Source organism: Bosea sp. PAMC 26642 (assembly GCF_001562255.1).
Classification (GTDB): Bacteria; Pseudomonadota; Alphaproteobacteria; order Rhizobiales; family Beijerinckiaceae; genus Allobosea.
Genome location: NZ_CP014301.1, coordinates 2,496,139 through 2,511,581, shown reverse-complemented (window position 1 = coordinate 2,511,581; position 15,443 = coordinate 2,496,139). Strand labels below are relative to the sequence as shown.

Genomic DNA, 15,443 nt, shown 5'->3' with positions numbered 1-15,443 from the left:
AGCGAGAGATGTCAGAAATGATCGACATCGCATCGGTTTCACTGATCGTCAGCGACACGTTCGCCAAGAACTGGCTGGCTGTCAGGTAATCGAGGCCTGGGTGCTTCGGCCGGCCGGCCAAGCGCAAACCCTCAAGGCTCGCTATCGCATGGCCAGCGACCGTTAGAGCTGACCTCGGGCATGTGTGTTTGCTTTGGCTGTTGCGCCAGATGATAAGGCGCTCGACCTCACGCCGGCGAAGCATGGGCCGGACGTACGAGGCAGGAAGAGCGCGGCCGCCGCCCATGTTCAGGCCGCCGACTGCTCAGTGCGGATCGGCGCAGGCTCGTCGCGTGGATACAGGTCCGGGCGCAAGTCGCATCGCGAAACGCCAGTGCATCGCTCGACAGCGATGACGCGTGCCCCCGGCACACGCTTCCATTGCGATAGAGCTTGGGGCGTAACGCCCAGCCAACCCGCTAGAGTTTTCGCGCTGCCGGCGATCGCTACAGCTCGATCAAGGGGTGAAATGCGCTTTCCCATTCGGCCACTTAAGGCTCGCTGATTTAGAAAATCAAGCAAAAATCAACCATCTCGGTTGGTGTTGGCTTAAATTATCTGCATGTATGATTGCGCATGGACAGACAATATCGCGCGATGGGCGAGCGCATTCGACAGGCCCGTAGATCGAAAAACCTCACTCAGCAGGATGTAGCTGACGCGCTGAACGTCAGCGTTCAGTCGGTTTCGCAATGGGAGACTGGGCGAACCCGGGCTGAACCGGATCGTCTTTTAACGTTGGCTAAGCTGATAGACAGCGACTGGGAGTTTCTCGCCGACGGCAAGCCCTCATTGGTCTCTTCTTCGGGCCTTATGGCGGCGAGCGAGCTGAATGTATTAAATGGCTACGCAGAGCGGTTAGCTCGCTTAGTGACGTTTCAGGATCTTGGCGAACTTGATCTTCTGCCTGTTCAGCATCCATACCCTAACGCTGTCGATGATAACACTATTGTCGTCCGATATGCTGGATCCGGTCGACTCTTTGCGTTTGAGGTGACTGAAGACGACAACGAACCCCTATTCAAAATTGGTGATCTTGTCGTAATCGACACCGGCATCTCCATTCGAGTGGGCGACTATGTTGTCGCTCTGGAGATGGAGGAATATCTGAAAAATCGCAATACGGGTGTCTTCCTTCGCCAGGTGCGGGGCATCAAGCTCGACCTTGAAGATAAGACTTTGATCGAGCTACACGCAGTCGACGACTTCAATCACAAGCCGAAACTGATGAAGCTCGACGCTGATTACGATCGGATAATCGGCACTGTGGTAGAGCATCGCAAACTGCGGCGACGCTAGGAAAAATAAAGCAGCACTTTACAAACTCAAGTCGCAGTGCCAGCATTGTCCCCGCACCCAACGCGGAGAGACAGACATGGCATATCTGCATCTTGAAGATCGACAGCAGGGCGTTGCGGCCGCCCTCATTGTGTCGCCGGACGATCGCCGGCTCGCTGAGGCCTTTCGCAGCCAGGAGCACATGGTTGCGCTTCTGGCCGGTGCCTCTGCCCTGATGAACGTCGCGATCGGCGTCACCATCGGCACGCACGATCGAGCACTGTTCGAGGCCGCCGGCCTTCGCAAGGATCAGATGCCGGGTTGGCATCTGTATGCGCTCACACCCGAACGGGCCGAGGCGCTGCATCACGCGCTCAACCACGTCCAGGACGTGATCGGGGAATTTCAGCGTCAGTATTTGGCAGACCTTGAGCTCGACGAGGTGACGTCATGAACGCGTCCCCTTTCCAAGGCTACTCCGGTGCTGGCAGCTATCGGTTGGACACCGGTTCAGGCGCTGAGGTGTTCTACTGCACCGAGAGCGACGTCGAAGATTGCTACGGCCACTGGATCCTCATTTTTCAGCGCGAGGCCGACGCGAGCACCGGCGCCCGCCCGCTGATTAACATGTCCCAGCATTGGTTCAATGACCTCGTGATCGGCCGCGTGGAAGCGGAGGCCAGCCATGCACGTTGAACCGATGCCCGACGATGCACCGCGTCCGCCTATGACGCGTGAGAAGGCTGCCGCCATCATGGCGCAGCTCGATATCCGCGGCGCGACCTACAGGGCCTGCGAAGGCGACGACGGATGGTTTCTCTACGGCTGGTACGAGGCCAACTGGTTCGAGCCCAGCATGGGGGAATTCTGGCACCAGGCCTGCCACATGGATCATCCGCGGGATCAAGCCCTCGCGCTGGCCTTCAAGGCGCGGGTTGATCGGCAGACGCCCGATCAGGCGGCCGCTGCGGTGCAGATGAAAGAGGCCAGCGACATGGCTTGGGGCCGGACTGTCGGGAAGGCGGTGTCGGCATGACGGACAAAATGACCCGTCAGGAGCGGAGCGACTTGTCAGCGCTGATCCGAAAGCGCGAGCGCGTGCTGAAGGCTGCCGCCGCCGAGCGGGCGGCAGCGATGCGCGCCGAGTTCGAAAAGCAATGCGCCTCGATCTACAGCTTCGACGACGACGAGGTCTGGAAGCAGGCCATGGCAGAGGTCGACAAGGTCGTCGCCGACGCTCACGCTATTATCGCCGCCCGATGCGCTGAGCTCGGCATTCCGAAGGAGTTCGCGCCCGGCTTGTCCGTGGGCTGGTACGGGCGAGGACAGAACGCGGTTAAGAGCCGGCGCGCTGAGCTTCGTGAGGTCGCAAAGTCGCGGATCGAAGCGATCCAAAAGGAGGCGGCTACCAAAATCGAGAGAACCAGCCTGGAAGCTCAAAGCGAGGTTCTGGTTAGCGGTCTCGAAAGCGATGCGGCGAAGCTCTTCCTTTCGAAAATGACGCCTATCGATGAGCTGATGCCGGCGATCGGCATGGAGGAGGTCACTCTCCTGTTGTCGACAACTGGAGCACGCTTGTGACGGGCGTGCGCGTACTCTTCATCCCAGCAGCCGAGGCCTGTTTCGCGGAGACGGTCTATCGGCTCGCGACCTCCGGCGAGATCCCGCTGGCCGACGCGATCCGATCGCTCGCCGGTTGCCGGGCGATGGTCGCATCCTTCGGGCCGGACATTCGCCAGCGGCTGACGATCTGGCGTGTCGCAGAGCGCTTTGGGCCCGACGGGCTGATGGTTGTCGCGGAGGCGGTGACCGACAACGTCGTGGCGATCCGTCGGCCGGCCGCCGGCTGATGATGCGCGCAGCCGCCATTCTGCACAGGAAACCCGACGAAGCGGTCCTCCGCATCGTGCGGGCCCTTGCGCGACAGGCGGCGCGAGAGGACCATGCGCGCGATCTAGCCCTGCGGGAGCAGCACCATGCGAGCGGCGATATACGCCAGGTTCTCAACCGACCTGCAGAATGAGCGGTCGGTCGATGACCAGATCGCGTTGTGCCGCGCTTACGCCGGACGCGAGGGCCTGACGGTCGTCGACACCTTCAGCGATAGCGCGCGATCGGGCGCATCGATCTTCGGTCGCGAGGGGCTGATCCAGCTGCTTGCCCAGGCGACGAAGCAGCCCAGGTCCTTCGATGTCCTCTTAGTCGAGCACAGCGACCGCCTCAGCCGATCCATGAAGGATCTCGCCGGCATCCACGAGAACCTGACCTTCGCCGGCATCACGATCCGCGCCGTCCACAGCGGCGAGATGAACACGGCCATGATCGGCCTGTTCGGGCTTGTCGGCCAGATGCAGCGCGAGGATGGCGCCAGGAAGACGCACCGAGGGCTTGCGGGCGTCGTGAGGGCAGGGCGCTCGGCCGGCGGGCGGGCCTATGGCTATCGGCCAGTTGCAGGCCAGCCTGGCGAGCTTGAGATCGTCCCGGCCGAGGCCGATGTCGTCCGCCGCATCATGAGCCTCTACGCCGGCGGCATGGCGCCGCGGTCGATCGCCCACGAATTGAACCGCGAGGGCGTATCACCGCCGCGCGGGGGGCGCTGGAACGCCTCAACGATCAACGGCAACGGCCAGCGCGGCAGCGGCATCCTGCTGAACGAGCTCTATGCCGGCCGGATCGTCTGGAACAAGGTTCGGATGATCAAGGACCCCGCAACGGGGCGGCGTGTCTCCCGACCGAACGCGCCGGATGAATGGCAGTCCGTCGAGCGCCCGGACCTGGCCATCATCGACCGCGATCTATTCGATGCCGTGGCGGCCCGGAAAGGCGTGCGCTCGATCGAGCATGGCGAGCGCAAGCCGGCGCCGCGCCACCTGCTGTCCGGCCTACTGCGCTGCGGCTCTTGCGGTGCGGGCATGTCTCGCTGCGGTCGGGACAAATCCGGCCGCACCCGGATTCGCTGCTCAGCAGCGACAGAGAGCGGCGTCTGCCCGGAGCCGAAGACGTTCTATCTCGACGTTGTCGAGCAGGCGGTCCTGGCCGGATTGAAGGCCGAGCTCCGTGCGCCCGAGGTGCTGGCCGAGTATGTCCGCGCCTATCATGCCGAGCGCCAGCGGCTCGCTGGGGACGTGGCCAAGACCAGGGCAAAGATCGCGCGCCAGATCGCGGAGCAAGAGCGCGTCATTCGGCGAACGATGGACATGCTGTTGCGCGAAGTGGGAATCGAGGCTGACCTCAGCGCTCAACAGAAGGCTGCGGGCGCCGCAAGAGACGCCCTGCGTGCCGAGCTGGGAACCATCGCCGAGCCGCCGAAGACGATCGCACTGCATCCCCAGGTGCTGGCCCGCTATGAGCAGCAGGTCGCCCGGCTCGGCTCAGCTTTGTCCGAAGGGATCAACCGCGGGGACGGTGACGGCGCGACCGCGCTGCGCGACCTGGTCGATTCGGTGACGGTCTATCGGGACAAGTCCAGGTCGGATGGTATCTCGATCGAGATCGCCGGGCGCCTCAACGCGCTGCTCGGCGAGGAGGCCTACCCCAACGCAGTATGCTTTGGGATGGTAGCGGGAGAGGGACTCGAACCCCCGACACGCGGATTATGATTCCGCTGCTCTAACCAGCTGAGCTACCCCGCCGCACCAACGGGTCCGCCGACGAAGGGCGTTCCGATGTGAGGGCGCGATATAGGCGGCGGGGCAGCGGCTCGTCAAGCCTTGCCGGGCGTCATGTGGCGGATGCGCGCTTGCGCAGCCTGACGACCTTGAAATAACCCCGGCCGACATGGACCGTCTCGTAACGGCCGGTACGCTCAGCCCAGGCAGTGAGACGGCTGACCTTGAAGTCCGAGCTCCAGCCGACGGCCTTGGCCAGCGGCGCCAGCGCCGCCCAGAACGGCGCGAGCAGGCCACCATCGTCGACGAGGCGGCTGGAAATGACGATCTCGCCGCCGGGCTTCAGCACCCTGTCCATTTCGGTCAGGGCCTGTTCCGGGTCGGGCACCAGCGTGATGACGAATTGCGCGGTCACCGCGTCAAAACGCTCGGCCTCGAAGCCGAGCCGGCAGGCGTCCATCACCATCAGCCCCCGGACATGGTCGAGGCCCTGGGTCGCGACCTTGCGGTTGGCGACCTTGAGCATGTCGAGCGAGAGATCGGCGCCCAGCACGCGCGTCTCGCGGGTGAAATAAGGCAGCGTCAGGCCGGTGCCGACCCCGATCTCGAGGATGTCGGTGCCGCAGGCGCAGGCTGCCGCGACGGCCTCGCGCTGCGGGCGCGCCAACATGCGCTGATAGACCCGGTCGTAGAATTTCGCCCAGACGGCGTAGACGCGCCTCTGGCCATCGAGATCATAGGTGACGGGCATGTGGCTCGCTCGGTCGATCAGGGATGGGCGAGCGCGAAGGCGGGCTTCGCCTCCGCCACGGCCAGGGCAGGCCGCAGGATCGTGCCACCGCCGAGCACACGGGAATCCGGTCCGGCATGGTCGTAGATCACGCAGGCCTGGCCGGGCGAGACGCCCTCTTCCTCGCCCGCGAGCACGATCTTCAGGCCGTCCGCGTCACGAACCAGCCTGGCCTCGCGCGGCGCACGCGTCGAGCGGACGCGGACGGCGACGTCGAGGCCGTCGGCGGGAAGAGCGTCGAGCGATATGTCGCCGAGCCAGTTGACGTCGCGCAGCCTGACCTCACGGATGCCGAGTGCCTCGCGCGGACCGACGACGACGCGGGCGGCGTCGGCGTCGAGGCGCAGGACGTAGAGCGGCTCGGCTGCGCTGAGGCCCAGGCCCTTGCGCTGGCCGACGGTGTAGCGGAGCACGCCCTCATGCCGGCCGAGCACGCGGCCGTCGAGATGGACGATGTCGCCGGGGCGCGAGGCGCCGGGCTTGAGCCGCTCGATCACGTCGGCATAGCGGCCATTGGGCACGAAGCAGATGTCCTGGCTGTCGGGCTTGTCGGCGATGGCGAGATCGAGTTCGGCGGCGAGCGCGCGGGTCTGCGCCTTGTCGATGCCCCCCAGCGGAAAGCGCAACAGGTCGAGCTGTTCCTGCGTCGTCGCGTAGAGAAAGTAGCTCTGGTCGCGGGCGGAATCGGCGGCGCGGAACAGGCCGCGATGGCCATCGCCGAGATCGCGGCTGACGACGTAGTGGCCGGTCGCGAGCGCGTCGGCGCCGAGTTCGCGGGCGAGGCCGAGAAGGTCGCGGAATTTGACCGTGCGGTTGCATTCGACGCAGGGGATCGGTGTCTCGCCGGCGAGATAGCTTTCGGCGAAGCGCTCGATCACGGCGTCGCGGAAGCGGCTTTCATAGTCGAGAACATAATGCGGGATGCCGATCGCCTCAGCGACGCGGCGCGCATCGTGGATGTCCTGGCCGGCGCAGCAGGCTCCGGCGCGATGCACAGCCGCGCCATGGTCGTAGAGCTGCAGCGTGACGCCGACGACGTCATAGCCCTCGCGCTTCAGCAGCGCGGCCACGACGGAGGAATCGACGCCGCCCGACATCGCCGCGACGACGCGCGTCGCCGCGGGCGGCTTGGCGATGTCGAGCGAGTTCAATGGAATTGTCATGGGTCTGGTGATGGGTCCGGGGAGCGCCGATGCGATTGGCGGTTCTATACCGGCTTTGGAGGTCCACTGCCAGCCGGCGCCCGGCAAATCCTGCCGGCTGGAAGCCGCCGCCGGGCGGTTCTTGCCTGAGGAGCCAATGCATTTCTTTTCTAAGTATCTGAAAAACAGGTCATATCGGTCTGGCTCGGGACTTGCTGACCGTCATGCGGGGCACCATGCCGCTCCGAACCGGAATTGCGTTGATGTCGGTCCAGTCGCTTTCGCTACCGTCTGCCGCTCCCGAGCCCCTGGCCGCACGTCGTCGCGCGCCGGAGCAGGATGACGGCCGCGAAGCCGCGACCTTCACCCTGCCGGAAGAGACGAGGCCGGACAGGCCCGCGCCTGCCGCCACCGCGCGGGAGCCGGCCGAGCCGAGGCCTGCAGACGAGGCTGCGCCCAGGCGCGAGGCGAAGGCGGACGAGGGCAAATCCGACAAGGCTACCCCCGATAAGACCGCCGCAGACACCACGAAGGCAGCCGACAAGCCGAAAGCTCCGGCCAAGCCTGCAGAAACCGCGACTGCCGTCGCCACGCCGGCTGCACCTGTGGTGCCTGCCCCCGGCGGAGACCTATCAAAGCTCGATACAGCTGCAATCGTCGCGATCGCAGCCGCAGGTCAGGTTGTGCCCGGCAAGGCGCAGGGTGCGACCGAAGCCAACGGCGAGACCTCAAAAGAGAAGAAGGAGGGCGAGCCCGCCGTCGCCAGCGAGGCAAAACCAGTCGATCCTTCTGTGATCCTGCCGGCTGCGCCAGTGGTGATCGAGGCTGCCCCGACAGCGGCCGGAATGGCTCCGGCGATTGCGGCCGGCGCTTCCGATGGGCAAGGCGAGGCAGCGGCGTTGGCCGGCATCGCAGCGGCTGCGGCCGGCTCAACTGCCGTCAACCCGGCCGATACGGCCCCCGGCCAACCCGGACAGGTCGTTCAGGCTGCGTCACCGCAGCCAAAGGCGCCGGCGCCACAGACCGCAGCCGCATCGACGGATATCGCGGCGAAGACCGAGACCGGCCCTGACACCGACAAGCCCGTCGCGAGTGGCGAGGCGGCGGTCTCACCCGTGGCCAAGGAGGCGATGCTGGACCGGCTTGGCCAGGCGGTGGCACCCGCCAGTTTTGCCGACGCCCTCAAGTCTGCCGAGACCGCGCCGCAGGCGCAGGCGCCGATCGATCTGTCGGCAATCGTTCCGCCCCGCACCGGCAAGGTCGAGGGCCTTCCGGGCCTCGACGCCCTCGCGCAGGCGACGGCGCAGCAGGCACCCTCCTTGCCTGGCCACGGCACAAGCGCCGGGCCGGCGACACCGCTTCATGTCGTTCCGATCGAGATCGGGCTGCGGGCGCTTGCCGGTTCGCGGAGCTTCGATATCAGGCTCGACCCTGCGGAACTCGGCCGCATCGACGTCAATCTCGACATTTCCGACAAGGGCGAAGTCAACGCCCGGCTCGTCGTCGACCGGGTCGAGACGCTGCATCTGCTGCAGCGCGATTCGCGCACCCTGGAGCGCGCCTTCGAGCAGGCCGGCCTGAAACCGTCCGATGCCGGCGTCGACATCGCGCTGCGCGATCCGTCGGACCAGTCAGGCTTCCGGCAGAGCCGCCAGGATCAGGAGGCGTCGCGCCAGGCGCGCGCTGGTTCCGATGCCGGCGAAGCCGATCCCGTCATTCTCGCGCAGCCCGCGACCGTCCGCCGCCTCGTCAGGCTCGGCGGCGTCGATCTCAGCATCTGAGGAAAGGAAGGCAGCCATGGCCGTCTCCAACACATCCAGCACGAGCAATGTCGCGGGCTTCACCAATCCGCCTGCGAACGGCACGAGCAGTTCGACGAGCGTGACCGGCGCCTCGACCTCGATCGCCAACAACTTCGACCAGTTCCTGACGCTGCTGACGACGCAGCTCAAGAACCAGAGCCCGCTCGATCCGCTCGACACCAACCAGTTCACGGCGCAGCTCGTGCAGTTCGCCGGCGTCGAGCAGCAGCTCAAGACCAACGACACGCTGAGCACGCTGCTGACGCTCAACAAGGCGGCGACCACGACGCAGGCGGTCGGCTTCATCGGTTCGACGATTACGGCCGACGGCACGACCTCGCAGCTCTCTGGAGGCGCCGCGGAATGGAAGGTCAACATGCCGCGCGGCGGCAGTGCCAACATCACGATCAAGAATGCCAGCGGCGCGGTGGTGCAGACCTATACGACGGGCCTTACAGCCGGCGACCAGACCTATGTCTGGGATGGCACGACTTCCGTCGGCACCAAGGCGCCCGACGGCCAGTACAGCATCACGATCGATGCCAGGGACATCTCCGGACAGCAGATCACCGCCAAGACGGAGATCAAGGGCGTGGTCGACGGCATCGACCTCTCCGGCGACACGCCGATGCTCAAGATCGGCGGAATCAGCGTCGCCATCGACAAGGTGAAGACCGTCATCCGCGCCCAGAAGGACGCCTGAGCAAGATGCTGAAAGCCATCGCTTTCGCTTTAGGCAATTCTTAAAGCAGCGGCCCTATGCTCACGATCAGTAGCTCTGTTGAGTTGTGTGAGTGTTTCATGACCGAGCCTTTGCGACCGCGGGTAAAGTACGTGATCGGACCGGACGGAAGTCCGCTGACGATCGCCGATCTGCCGCCGATGAATACGCGCCGCTGGGTCATCCGGCGCAAGGCCGAGGTGGTCGCTGCCGTACGCGGCGGACTTCTCAGCCTTGAGGAGGCGTGCCAGCGTTACACGCTGACCGTCGATGAATTCCTGAGCTGGCAGATGTCGATCGACCAGCACGGCCTCGCCGGTCTGAGGACGACCCGCATCCAGCACTACCGGCAATAGGGCGGTCCAACTTCCCAAGATCTGGTCAAAGGCGCTGGTCCGCAGGGGCCGGCGCCTTTCGGCGTTTTGGCCACATGAGGGGCCAATCTCACATTCGTTAACCGCACGCTAACCATGCACCGGGAAAAACTTGCCTAGTGAGCCGTGCTTCGTGTCCGGCTGCGGTGGCTTTGTGGAACGGATGGCGGCGTGAACGGCATCGTCGGTCAGTTTACGAAATTCGGAGCGGCGCGCCTGGCGGCGATGCTGGCGGTCACGCTCGCGCTGGTGGGCTTCTTCGGCTTCGTCATGCTGCGGATGTCGCAGCCGGCGATGAGCGTGCTGTTCTCGGACCTGTCGCAACAGGACGTCAGCACGATCCTGAAGGATCTCGACACCAAGGGAATCAAATACGAGCTGCGCGGCGACGGGCAGACGGTGCTGGTCGAGAAGACCGCCGTGCCGCGCCTGCGGCTCGACCTCGCGGCCAAGGGCATCCCGGCCGGCGGCGGCGTCGGCTACGAGATCTTCGACAAGGGCGATGCCTTCTCCTCGACAAGCTTCGTCCAGAACATCAATCATCTTCGGGCGCTCGAAGGCGAGCTGTCGCGCACGATCCGCTCGATCAGCCGGGTCCAGTCTGCGCGCGTGCATCTCGTCATTCCCGAGAAGCGCCTGTTCGAGCGCGACCGCGAGCCGCCCCGCGCCTCCATCGCGCTGAAGCTCGCGGGTGAGCTCGACCAGAGCCAGGTGCGGGCCGTGCGCCACCTCGTCTCGTCGGCCGTCGACGGGCTGAAGCCCGAGCGCGTCTCGATCGTCGACGAGCGCGGCCGGCTTCTGGCCGATGGTGCTCAAGGCGAGCAGGGCATGGTCGGGCTCGGCATGGACGAGCGCCAGACCGCGATCGAGAAGCGCATCAAGACCCAGATCGAGGACATCGTCGCCAGCGTGGTGGGGCAGGGCAGGGCGCGCATCCAGGTCTCGGCCCTGCTCGACAGCAACCGGATCGAAAGCCGGTCGGAGACCTACGATCCCGAAAGCAAGGTGATCCGGTCGAGCCAGAACCGCACCGAGAACGCGCAAACCACGGACGCCGCCAACGGCGCCGTCACCGTCGGCAACGAATTGCCCGGCGCTCAGCAGACGCAACCTGGCGCGCAGCAGAACCAGAAGGATGCCTCGTCGAAGAACGAGGAGGTCGTCAATTACGAGATATCCAAGACGACGCGGGTCGAGGTGCTCGAAGGCGGGCGGGTGAAGAAGCTCTCGGTCGCCGTGCTGGTCGATGGAACCTATACCCGCACGACGGCGGGAGAGCTCAGCTATCAGCCGCGCGGTGCGGAGGACATCGACCGCATCGGCCAGCTGGTGCGCTCGGCCATGGGCTTCGATCCGGCGCGCGGCGACAAGGTCGAGGTCATCAATCTGCGCTTCGCCGAGGCGCCGCCAGCCATCGTCGATCTGCCCGAGCAGACGCTGATGCAGCAGCTGCTGTCCTTCACCAAGGAGGACATTGTCCGCTTTGCGGAGCTGGGCGTCATCTCCCTGCTGACGCTGATCGTTTTGATGGTCGTGGTCCGTCCGCTGCTGAAGCAGGTTCTGGCGACCGAGAGCGGCCAGCGCCAGCTGCCGTCCTTCATGCGAAACGCTATGGTTGCCGTCGAAAATGGTACGGGCGATCCTGCGAGTCCGGTCGGCCTGCCCGTCGACGCGGCCTCGCTGGGGCTTGAGGCGCCGTCCGAAAAGATGCTGGCGGTTGCGCAGATCAAGGGCCAGCTCAAAGCCCAGTCCGTCGAGAAGATCGGCCAGCTGGTCTCGCAGAATCCCGCCGATTCGGTGGCGGTGCTGCGTGGCTGGATCCACGAAAAAGCTCCGGCATGACGGAGTTCTGAGCCATGGCCGCGGAAGGCTCCATCGCGAAACGCAATTCGGCTGGGCGGGATACCGACTCGCCTTACGGCGGCGTCACCACGATCGCCGAGATGAACGGTCCGCAGCGCGCGGCCGTGATCCTGCTCGTGCTCGGCGAGGATCACGGCCGCACGATCTGGCAGCAATTCGACGACGAGGAAATCCGCATCATCACCCGCGCCATGGCCGAGCTCGGGACGGTCGACGCCGACGAGGTCGAGCGGCTGATGCTGGACTTCGTCGGCAAGCTGTCGAGTGCGGGTGCCGTTACCGGGTCGTTCGACCGTACGATCTCGCTGCTGGAGAAGATTCTGCCGACCGACCAGGTCGCGCTGATCATGGAGGAGATCCGCGGGCCGGCCGGCCGCAACATGTGGCAGAAGCTCGGCAATATCGACGCAATGGTGCTGGCGAACTTCCTGAAGAACGAATACCCGCAGACCATCGCGGTGATCCTCTCGAAGATCCGGGCCGAACATGCGGCCAATGTGCTGCGCAACCTGCCCAACGACCTGTCGATCGAGGTGGTCAGTCGGATGCTGCGGATGGAAGCTGTGCAGAAGGATGCGCTCGACCATATCGAGAACACGCTGCGCTCGGAATTCGTCTCGACGCTGACGCAGACACGCCGCCGCGACCCTCATGAGATGATGGCCGAGATCTTCAACGGCTTCGACCGCCAGACCGAAATCCGGTTCCTCTCGGCACTCGACGCCTCGAACCAGGATGCGGCTGCGCGCATCCGCGCGCTGATGTTCACCTTCGAGGATCTCTCCAAGCTCGATCCCGCCGGCTTGCAGACGCTGATGCGCCAGGTCGACAAGGATACGCTCACCCGCTCGCTGAAGGGCGCGAGCGAGGAGATGCGCGCCTTCTTCTTCGGCGCGATGTCGCAGCGCGCGGCCAAGAACATGACGGACGACATGCAGGGGCTCGGCCCGCTGCGGCTCAAGGAGGTCGACGAAGCCCAGATGAAGATGGTCAACCTGACGAAGGAACTCGCCGAGAAGGGCGAGATCGTCCTCTCCAAGGGCAACGCCGACGATGAGTTGGTCTACTGAAGATGAGCACTGCCAAGAAATTCATGTTCGGGACGGATTTCCGCGAAGGCGGACGGCGCGCTCATGACGAGGCCGACATCGCGGCCGCGCGGGCCGAGGGCTTCGCGGCAGGCGCGGCCCAGGCCCGCCAGGAGGCGGACGTCCAGATTAACAGCCTTGCGATGCAGATCGCACGCTCGGCCGAACGTCTGCTGGCGCAGGACGAGGCGCGTGCGGCCGCGATCGAGGGGCAGGCCGCCCAGGTCGCCATCGCGGCGGCGCAGGGGCTCGCCCGGGCGGCCCTAGCCGAGAAGCCCCTTGCCGAGATCGAACGCGTCGTGCGCGAATGCCTGTCCCATGCGCGGCTGGCGCCGCATCTGCTGGTGCGCGTGCATGAGGGATCGATCGAGGCGGTCGAGGGCCTGATCAAGCGGCTGGCACATGAGAACGGCTTCGCCGGGCGCCTCGTCGTGCTCGGAGACCCGGAGATCGCGCTCGGCGACGGGCGCATCGAATGGGCCGATGGCGGCTTTTCGGTCGATTCCGAGCGGATGGCGCAGCTGGTCCGGCAGGCCGTCCAGAGCGTCTTCCCCAGCCATCCTTCCAATCCGGCAGAGTGAGGGCGCAGCATGAGCCAGAACAACGATCTCAACCTGCCGCCGCTGAATACGTCGGATTTCTCCTTCGATTCGAACGCCGGCTCGGTCGCGCGCTCGGGGCCGGTTCCGGTCAAGACCGCAGAGGATCTGGAACAGGTCTTCGACGTGCCCGTCACGGTCTCGGCGGTGCTTGGCTCGTCGAAGATCGCGATCGGCGACCTGCTGCAAATCGTGCCGGGCGCCGTGCTCGAACTCGACCGGCGCGTCGGCGAGGCGATCGACATCTTCGTCAACGACCGGCTGGTGGCGCGCGGCGAGGTCGTTGTCGTCGAGGACCGGCTCGGCGTGACCATGACCGAAATCATCAAGGCCGACCGGGGATGACCGGACGGCACGCCAAGACTTCAAGCGGAAAGGCCTGAGCCATGCGCCTCATTATCGTCGGCGGTCTCAAGGGACAACTCATCGCGGCGGCCAAGATCGCGATGGCGCACGGCGCCAACGTGACCCACACCGAGAGCCTGGAGCAGACGCTCGCCGTGCTGCGCTCCAAGGGCGCCGATCTGTTGATGATCGACGTCGTGCAGCCGATCGCGGCCTATGTCGCGGCGCTGGAGGCCGAGCGTATCCGCACGCCGATCGTGGCCTGCGGCACCTCGACCGATGCGCGCGCGGCCGTGGCCGCGATCCAGGCCGGGGCGCGCGAATATGTGCCGCTACCGCCCGATCCCGAGCTGATCGCGGCGGTGCTAGAGGCGGTCGCCGCAGACCAGACCAGCCTGATCTGGCGTGATCCGGCGATGGAGCGCGTGGTCCAGCTTGCGGTCCAGATCGCGCGCTCGGATGCGCCGGTGCTCGTCACCGGCGAGAGCGGCACCGGCAAGGAGGTGATCGCGCGCCATCTCCACCAGAAGTCGCTGCGCAAGGACAAACCGTTCGTGGCCGTGAACTGCGCCGCGATCCCCGATAACCTGCTCGAATCCGAGCTGTTTGGACATGAGAAGGGCGCCTTCACCGGCGCGATCGCGCGCCGCATCGGCAAGTTCGAGGAGGCGAGCGGCGGCACGCTGCTGCTCGACGAAATCTCCGAAATGGATGTCCGGCTGCAGGCCAAGCTGCTGCGCGCGCTACAGGAGCGAATGATCGATCGCGTCGGCGGCACGCAGCCGGTCAAGGTCGATCTGCGCATCATTGCGACCTCGAACCGCAATCTGGGCGACGCCGTGCGCGACGGCTTGTTCCGCGAGGATCTGTTCTACCGGCTGAACGTGGTGCACCTGCGCCTGCCGGCGCTGCGCGAGCGGCCGGGCGACATCCTGGCGCTGGCCGACCATTTCGCCAAGAAATACGCCGATATCAACGGCATGCCGCTGCGTCCGATCGCGGCGGCGGCGCGCAAGGTGCTGCTGGCCAATTCATGGCGCGGCAATGTGCGCGAACTGGAGAATACGGTGCATCGCGCCGTTTTGCTGGCGCAGGGCGTCGAGATCGGCGCCGAGGCGATGCTGACGCCCGAGGGCGAGACGCTGGGCCCGGCCTCGGGCCGAGACCCGGCGGCGCGTGCGGCTCAGACGGCCGAGGCCGTGACGCGGTCGCTGGTCGGGCACACGGTCGCCGATGTCGAGCGCGAGCTGATCTTGGACACACTCGACCATTGCCTCGGCAACCGCACCCATGCGGCCAAGATACTCGGAATTTCGATCCGCACGCTCCGCAACAAGCTGGGCGAATACACAGCTTCGGGCATTGCCGTGGCGGAGCCGGGCCAGGCGCGCGTTAGCGCCTCCTGACCCGGTCGTTGTCAGGCCGTCAGTAGAAATAGACGCGACGGCGCGGGCGGGCATAGTAGCGTGGGCGCGCATAGTAGCGCGGGCGGTAGTAGCGCCTGCGGACGACGTAACGCGGCCGGCGGCGATAATAATAGTACTGGCTGAAATCGGCGTCGGCCTTGTCTAGCGCGTCCTTCGTCTCGGCCGCGAGTTGGTCGTCGGCCTTGGCCGGCTCCGGTGTGGGCATCGGCACGGGTTTGGGTGCCGCCGCCTCGACGGCCGCGACGCCGCCGATGCTGGCTGCGGCCATGCCGCCGATCAGGGTCATGATAAACGAGCGTCTGTCCACGACGTCCTCCAAGCTTGTTTCGATGCCGTTCCGCGCCCGCACCCACAGCGTCGAGATGGC

19 protein-coding genes and 1 tRNA gene are annotated in these 15,443 nt (G+C 65.5%); 15 read left to right on the top strand and 5 right to left on the bottom strand.

Annotated features, from left to right (window positions below; translation table 11 throughout):
* Positions 1 to 288: 288 nt before the first annotated feature.
* Positions 289 to 522: a transcriptional regulator gene (locus AXW83_RS26515; RefSeq protein ID WP_236841945.1), complete on the bottom strand. Its 234-nt coding sequence runs from the start codon at positions 520 to 522 to the stop codon at positions 289 to 291.
* A gap of 93 nt (positions 523 to 615) precedes the next feature.
* Between AXW83_RS26515 and AXW83_RS12065 the strand changes: the two genes are divergently transcribed.
* From AXW83_RS12065 to AXW83_RS12035, 7 genes are all read left to right on the top strand, one after another.
* Positions 616 to 1,338, top strand: a complete 723-nt coding sequence (locus tag AXW83_RS12065; protein WP_066613805.1) for a LexA family transcriptional regulator — start codon at positions 616 to 618, stop codon at positions 1,336 to 1,338.
* Positions 1,339 to 1,414: 76 nt separating this feature from the next.
* Positions 1,415 to 1,771, top strand: a complete 357-nt coding sequence (locus AXW83_RS12060) for a hypothetical protein (protein ID WP_066613803.1) — start codon at positions 1,415 to 1,417, stop codon at positions 1,769 to 1,771.
* Positions 1,768 to 2,013: a hypothetical protein gene (locus AXW83_RS12055; protein ID WP_066613802.1), complete on the top strand. Its 246-nt coding sequence runs from the start codon at positions 1,768 to 1,770 to the stop codon at positions 2,011 to 2,013. The genes AXW83_RS12060 and AXW83_RS12055 overlap by 4 nt, the downstream gene beginning before the upstream one ends.
* A 58-nt stretch (positions 2,014 to 2,071) precedes the next feature.
* On the top strand, positions 2,072 to 2,353 hold the full coding sequence (locus tag AXW83_RS12050) for a hypothetical protein (protein ID WP_156639975.1): 282 nt from the start codon (positions 2,072 to 2,074) through the stop codon (positions 2,351 to 2,353).
* Positions 2,350 to 2,898, top strand: coding sequence for a hypothetical protein (locus AXW83_RS12045; RefSeq protein ID WP_066613800.1), 549 nt, complete (start codon positions 2,350 to 2,352; stop codon positions 2,896 to 2,898). The genes AXW83_RS12050 and AXW83_RS12045 overlap by 4 nt, the downstream gene beginning before the upstream one ends.
* A complete protein-coding gene (locus tag AXW83_RS12040) occupies positions 2,895 to 3,167 on the top strand; it encodes a hypothetical protein (RefSeq protein ID WP_066613799.1) in 273 nt (90 codons plus the stop codon). Before AXW83_RS12045 ends, AXW83_RS12040 begins: the two co-directional genes overlap by 4 nt.
* A gap of 126 nt (positions 3,168 to 3,293) precedes the next feature.
* Positions 3,294 to 4,916 carry a recombinase family protein gene (locus AXW83_RS12035; protein WP_082767490.1) on the top strand — a complete coding sequence of 541 codons (1,623 nt, stop codon included), beginning with the start codon at positions 3,294 to 3,296 and terminating at the stop codon, positions 4,914 to 4,916.
* Here the strand turns inward: AXW83_RS12035 and AXW83_RS12030 are convergent.
* From AXW83_RS12030 to mnmA, 3 genes are all read right to left on the bottom strand, one after another.
* Positions 4,873 to 4,949, bottom strand: a tRNA-Met gene (locus tag AXW83_RS12030). The genes AXW83_RS12035 and AXW83_RS12030 overlap by 44 nt on opposite strands.
* Positions 4,950 to 5,037: 88 nt before the next feature.
* Positions 5,038 to 5,676, bottom strand: coding sequence for a class I SAM-dependent methyltransferase (locus AXW83_RS12025; RefSeq protein WP_066613798.1), 639 nt, complete (start codon positions 5,674 to 5,676; stop codon positions 5,038 to 5,040).
* Positions 5,677 to 5,693: 17 nt separating this feature from the next.
* The gene (gene mnmA, locus AXW83_RS12020; protein ID WP_066613796.1) at positions 5,694 to 6,866 is read right to left on the bottom strand and encodes a tRNA 2-thiouridine(34) synthase MnmA; all 1,173 of its coding nucleotides are present in this window, start codon (positions 6,864 to 6,866) and stop codon (positions 5,694 to 5,696) included.
* 254 nt (positions 6,867 to 7,120) lie between these two features.
* Here mnmA and AXW83_RS12015 point away from each other — a divergent pair, with 254 nt between their 5' ends.
* The 8 genes from AXW83_RS12015 (at position 7,121) to flbD (ending at position 15,055) form a co-directional block, all read left to right on the top strand.
* Positions 7,121 to 8,638: a flagellar hook-length control protein FliK gene (locus AXW83_RS12015; protein WP_066613795.1), complete on the top strand. Its 1,518-nt coding sequence runs from the start codon at positions 7,121 to 7,123 to the stop codon at positions 8,636 to 8,638.
* A 16-nt stretch (positions 8,639 to 8,654) separates the two neighbouring features.
* Entirely contained in the window at positions 8,655 to 9,362 is a 708-nt protein-coding gene (locus tag AXW83_RS12010; RefSeq protein WP_066613793.1) for a flagellar hook assembly protein FlgD, read from the top strand.
* Between the two features lie 98 nt (positions 9,363 to 9,460).
* Positions 9,461 to 9,736 (top strand): CtrA inhibitor SciP, encoded by a 276-nt coding sequence (gene sciP / locus AXW83_RS12005; RefSeq protein WP_038359348.1) that lies wholly within the window; start codon positions 9,461 to 9,463, stop codon positions 9,734 to 9,736.
* A gap of 189 nt (positions 9,737 to 9,925) precedes the next feature.
* Positions 9,926 to 11,596: a flagellar basal-body MS-ring/collar protein FliF gene (gene fliF / locus AXW83_RS12000; protein WP_082767079.1), complete on the top strand. Its 1,671-nt coding sequence runs from the start codon at positions 9,926 to 9,928 to the stop codon at positions 11,594 to 11,596.
* Positions 11,597 to 11,697: 101 nt separating this feature from the next.
* On the top strand, positions 11,698 to 12,687 hold the full coding sequence (gene fliG / locus AXW83_RS11995; RefSeq protein ID WP_236841944.1) for a flagellar motor switch protein FliG: 990 nt from the start codon (positions 11,698 to 11,700) through the stop codon (positions 12,685 to 12,687).
* Between the two features lie 2 nt (positions 12,688 to 12,689).
* Positions 12,690 to 13,286: a FliH/SctL family protein gene (locus AXW83_RS11990; protein ID WP_066613791.1), complete on the top strand. Its 597-nt coding sequence runs from the start codon at positions 12,690 to 12,692 to the stop codon at positions 13,284 to 13,286.
* A 9-nt stretch (positions 13,287 to 13,295) separates the two neighbouring features.
* Positions 13,296 to 13,649, top strand: coding sequence for a flagellar motor switch protein FliN (fliN, locus tag AXW83_RS11985; RefSeq protein WP_066613787.1), 354 nt, complete (start codon positions 13,296 to 13,298; stop codon positions 13,647 to 13,649).
* A 41-nt stretch (positions 13,650 to 13,690) separates the two neighbouring features.
* On the top strand, positions 13,691 to 15,055 hold the full coding sequence (gene flbD / locus AXW83_RS11980; protein WP_066613785.1) for a sigma-54-dependent transcriptional regulator FlbD: 1,365 nt from the start codon (positions 13,691 to 13,693) through the stop codon (positions 15,053 to 15,055).
* A gap of 19 nt (positions 15,056 to 15,074) precedes the next feature.
* Here flbD and AXW83_RS11975 read toward each other — a convergent pair whose 3' ends face one another.
* Positions 15,075 to 15,383, bottom strand: coding sequence for a hypothetical protein (locus tag AXW83_RS11975; protein WP_156639973.1), 309 nt, complete (start codon positions 15,381 to 15,383; stop codon positions 15,075 to 15,077).
* Between the last annotated feature and the right edge of the window lie 60 nt (positions 15,384 to 15,443).

Bases quoted from the DNA above. Each gene is read 5' to 3' on its own strand.
- AXW83_RS26515 (WP_236841945.1), bottom strand. From the start codon at position 522: ATGGGAAAGCGCATTTCACCCCTTGATCGAGCTGTAGCGATCGCCGGC.
- AXW83_RS12065 (WP_066613805.1), top strand. From the start codon at position 616: ATGGACAGACAATATCGCGCGATGGGCGAGCGCATTCGACAGGCCCGT.
- AXW83_RS12060 (WP_066613803.1), top strand. From the start codon at position 1,415: ATGGCATATCTGCATCTTGAAGATCGACAGCAGGGCGTTGCGGCCGCC.
- AXW83_RS12055 (WP_066613802.1), top strand. From the start codon at position 1,768: ATGAACGCGTCCCCTTTCCAAGGCTACTCCGGTGCTGGCAGCTATCGG.
- AXW83_RS12050 (WP_156639975.1), top strand. From the start codon at position 2,072: ATGGCGCAGCTCGATATCCGCGGCGCGACCTACAGGGCCTGCGAAGGC.
- AXW83_RS12045 (WP_066613800.1), top strand. From the start codon at position 2,350: ATGACGGACAAAATGACCCGTCAGGAGCGGAGCGACTTGTCAGCGCTG.
- AXW83_RS12035 (WP_082767490.1), top strand. From the start codon at position 3,294: ATGCGAGCGGCGATATACGCCAGGTTCTCAACCGACCTGCAGAATGAG.
- AXW83_RS12025 (WP_066613798.1), bottom strand. From the start codon at position 5,676: ATGCCCGTCACCTATGATCTCGATGGCCAGAGGCGCGTCTACGCCGTC.
- AXW83_RS12015 (WP_066613795.1), top strand. From the start codon at position 7,121: ATGTCGGTCCAGTCGCTTTCGCTACCGTCTGCCGCTCCCGAGCCCCTG.
- AXW83_RS12010 (WP_066613793.1), top strand. From the start codon at position 8,655: ATGGCCGTCTCCAACACATCCAGCACGAGCAATGTCGCGGGCTTCACC.
- sciP (WP_038359348.1), top strand. From the start codon at position 9,461: ATGACCGAGCCTTTGCGACCGCGGGTAAAGTACGTGATCGGACCGGAC.
- fliG (WP_236841944.1), top strand. From the start codon at position 11,698: ATGAACGGTCCGCAGCGCGCGGCCGTGATCCTGCTCGTGCTCGGCGAG.
- AXW83_RS11990 (WP_066613791.1), top strand. From the start codon at position 12,690: ATGAGCACTGCCAAGAAATTCATGTTCGGGACGGATTTCCGCGAAGGC.
- fliN (WP_066613787.1), top strand. From the start codon at position 13,296: ATGAGCCAGAACAACGATCTCAACCTGCCGCCGCTGAATACGTCGGAT.
- flbD (WP_066613785.1), top strand. From the start codon at position 13,691: ATGCGCCTCATTATCGTCGGCGGTCTCAAGGGACAACTCATCGCGGCG.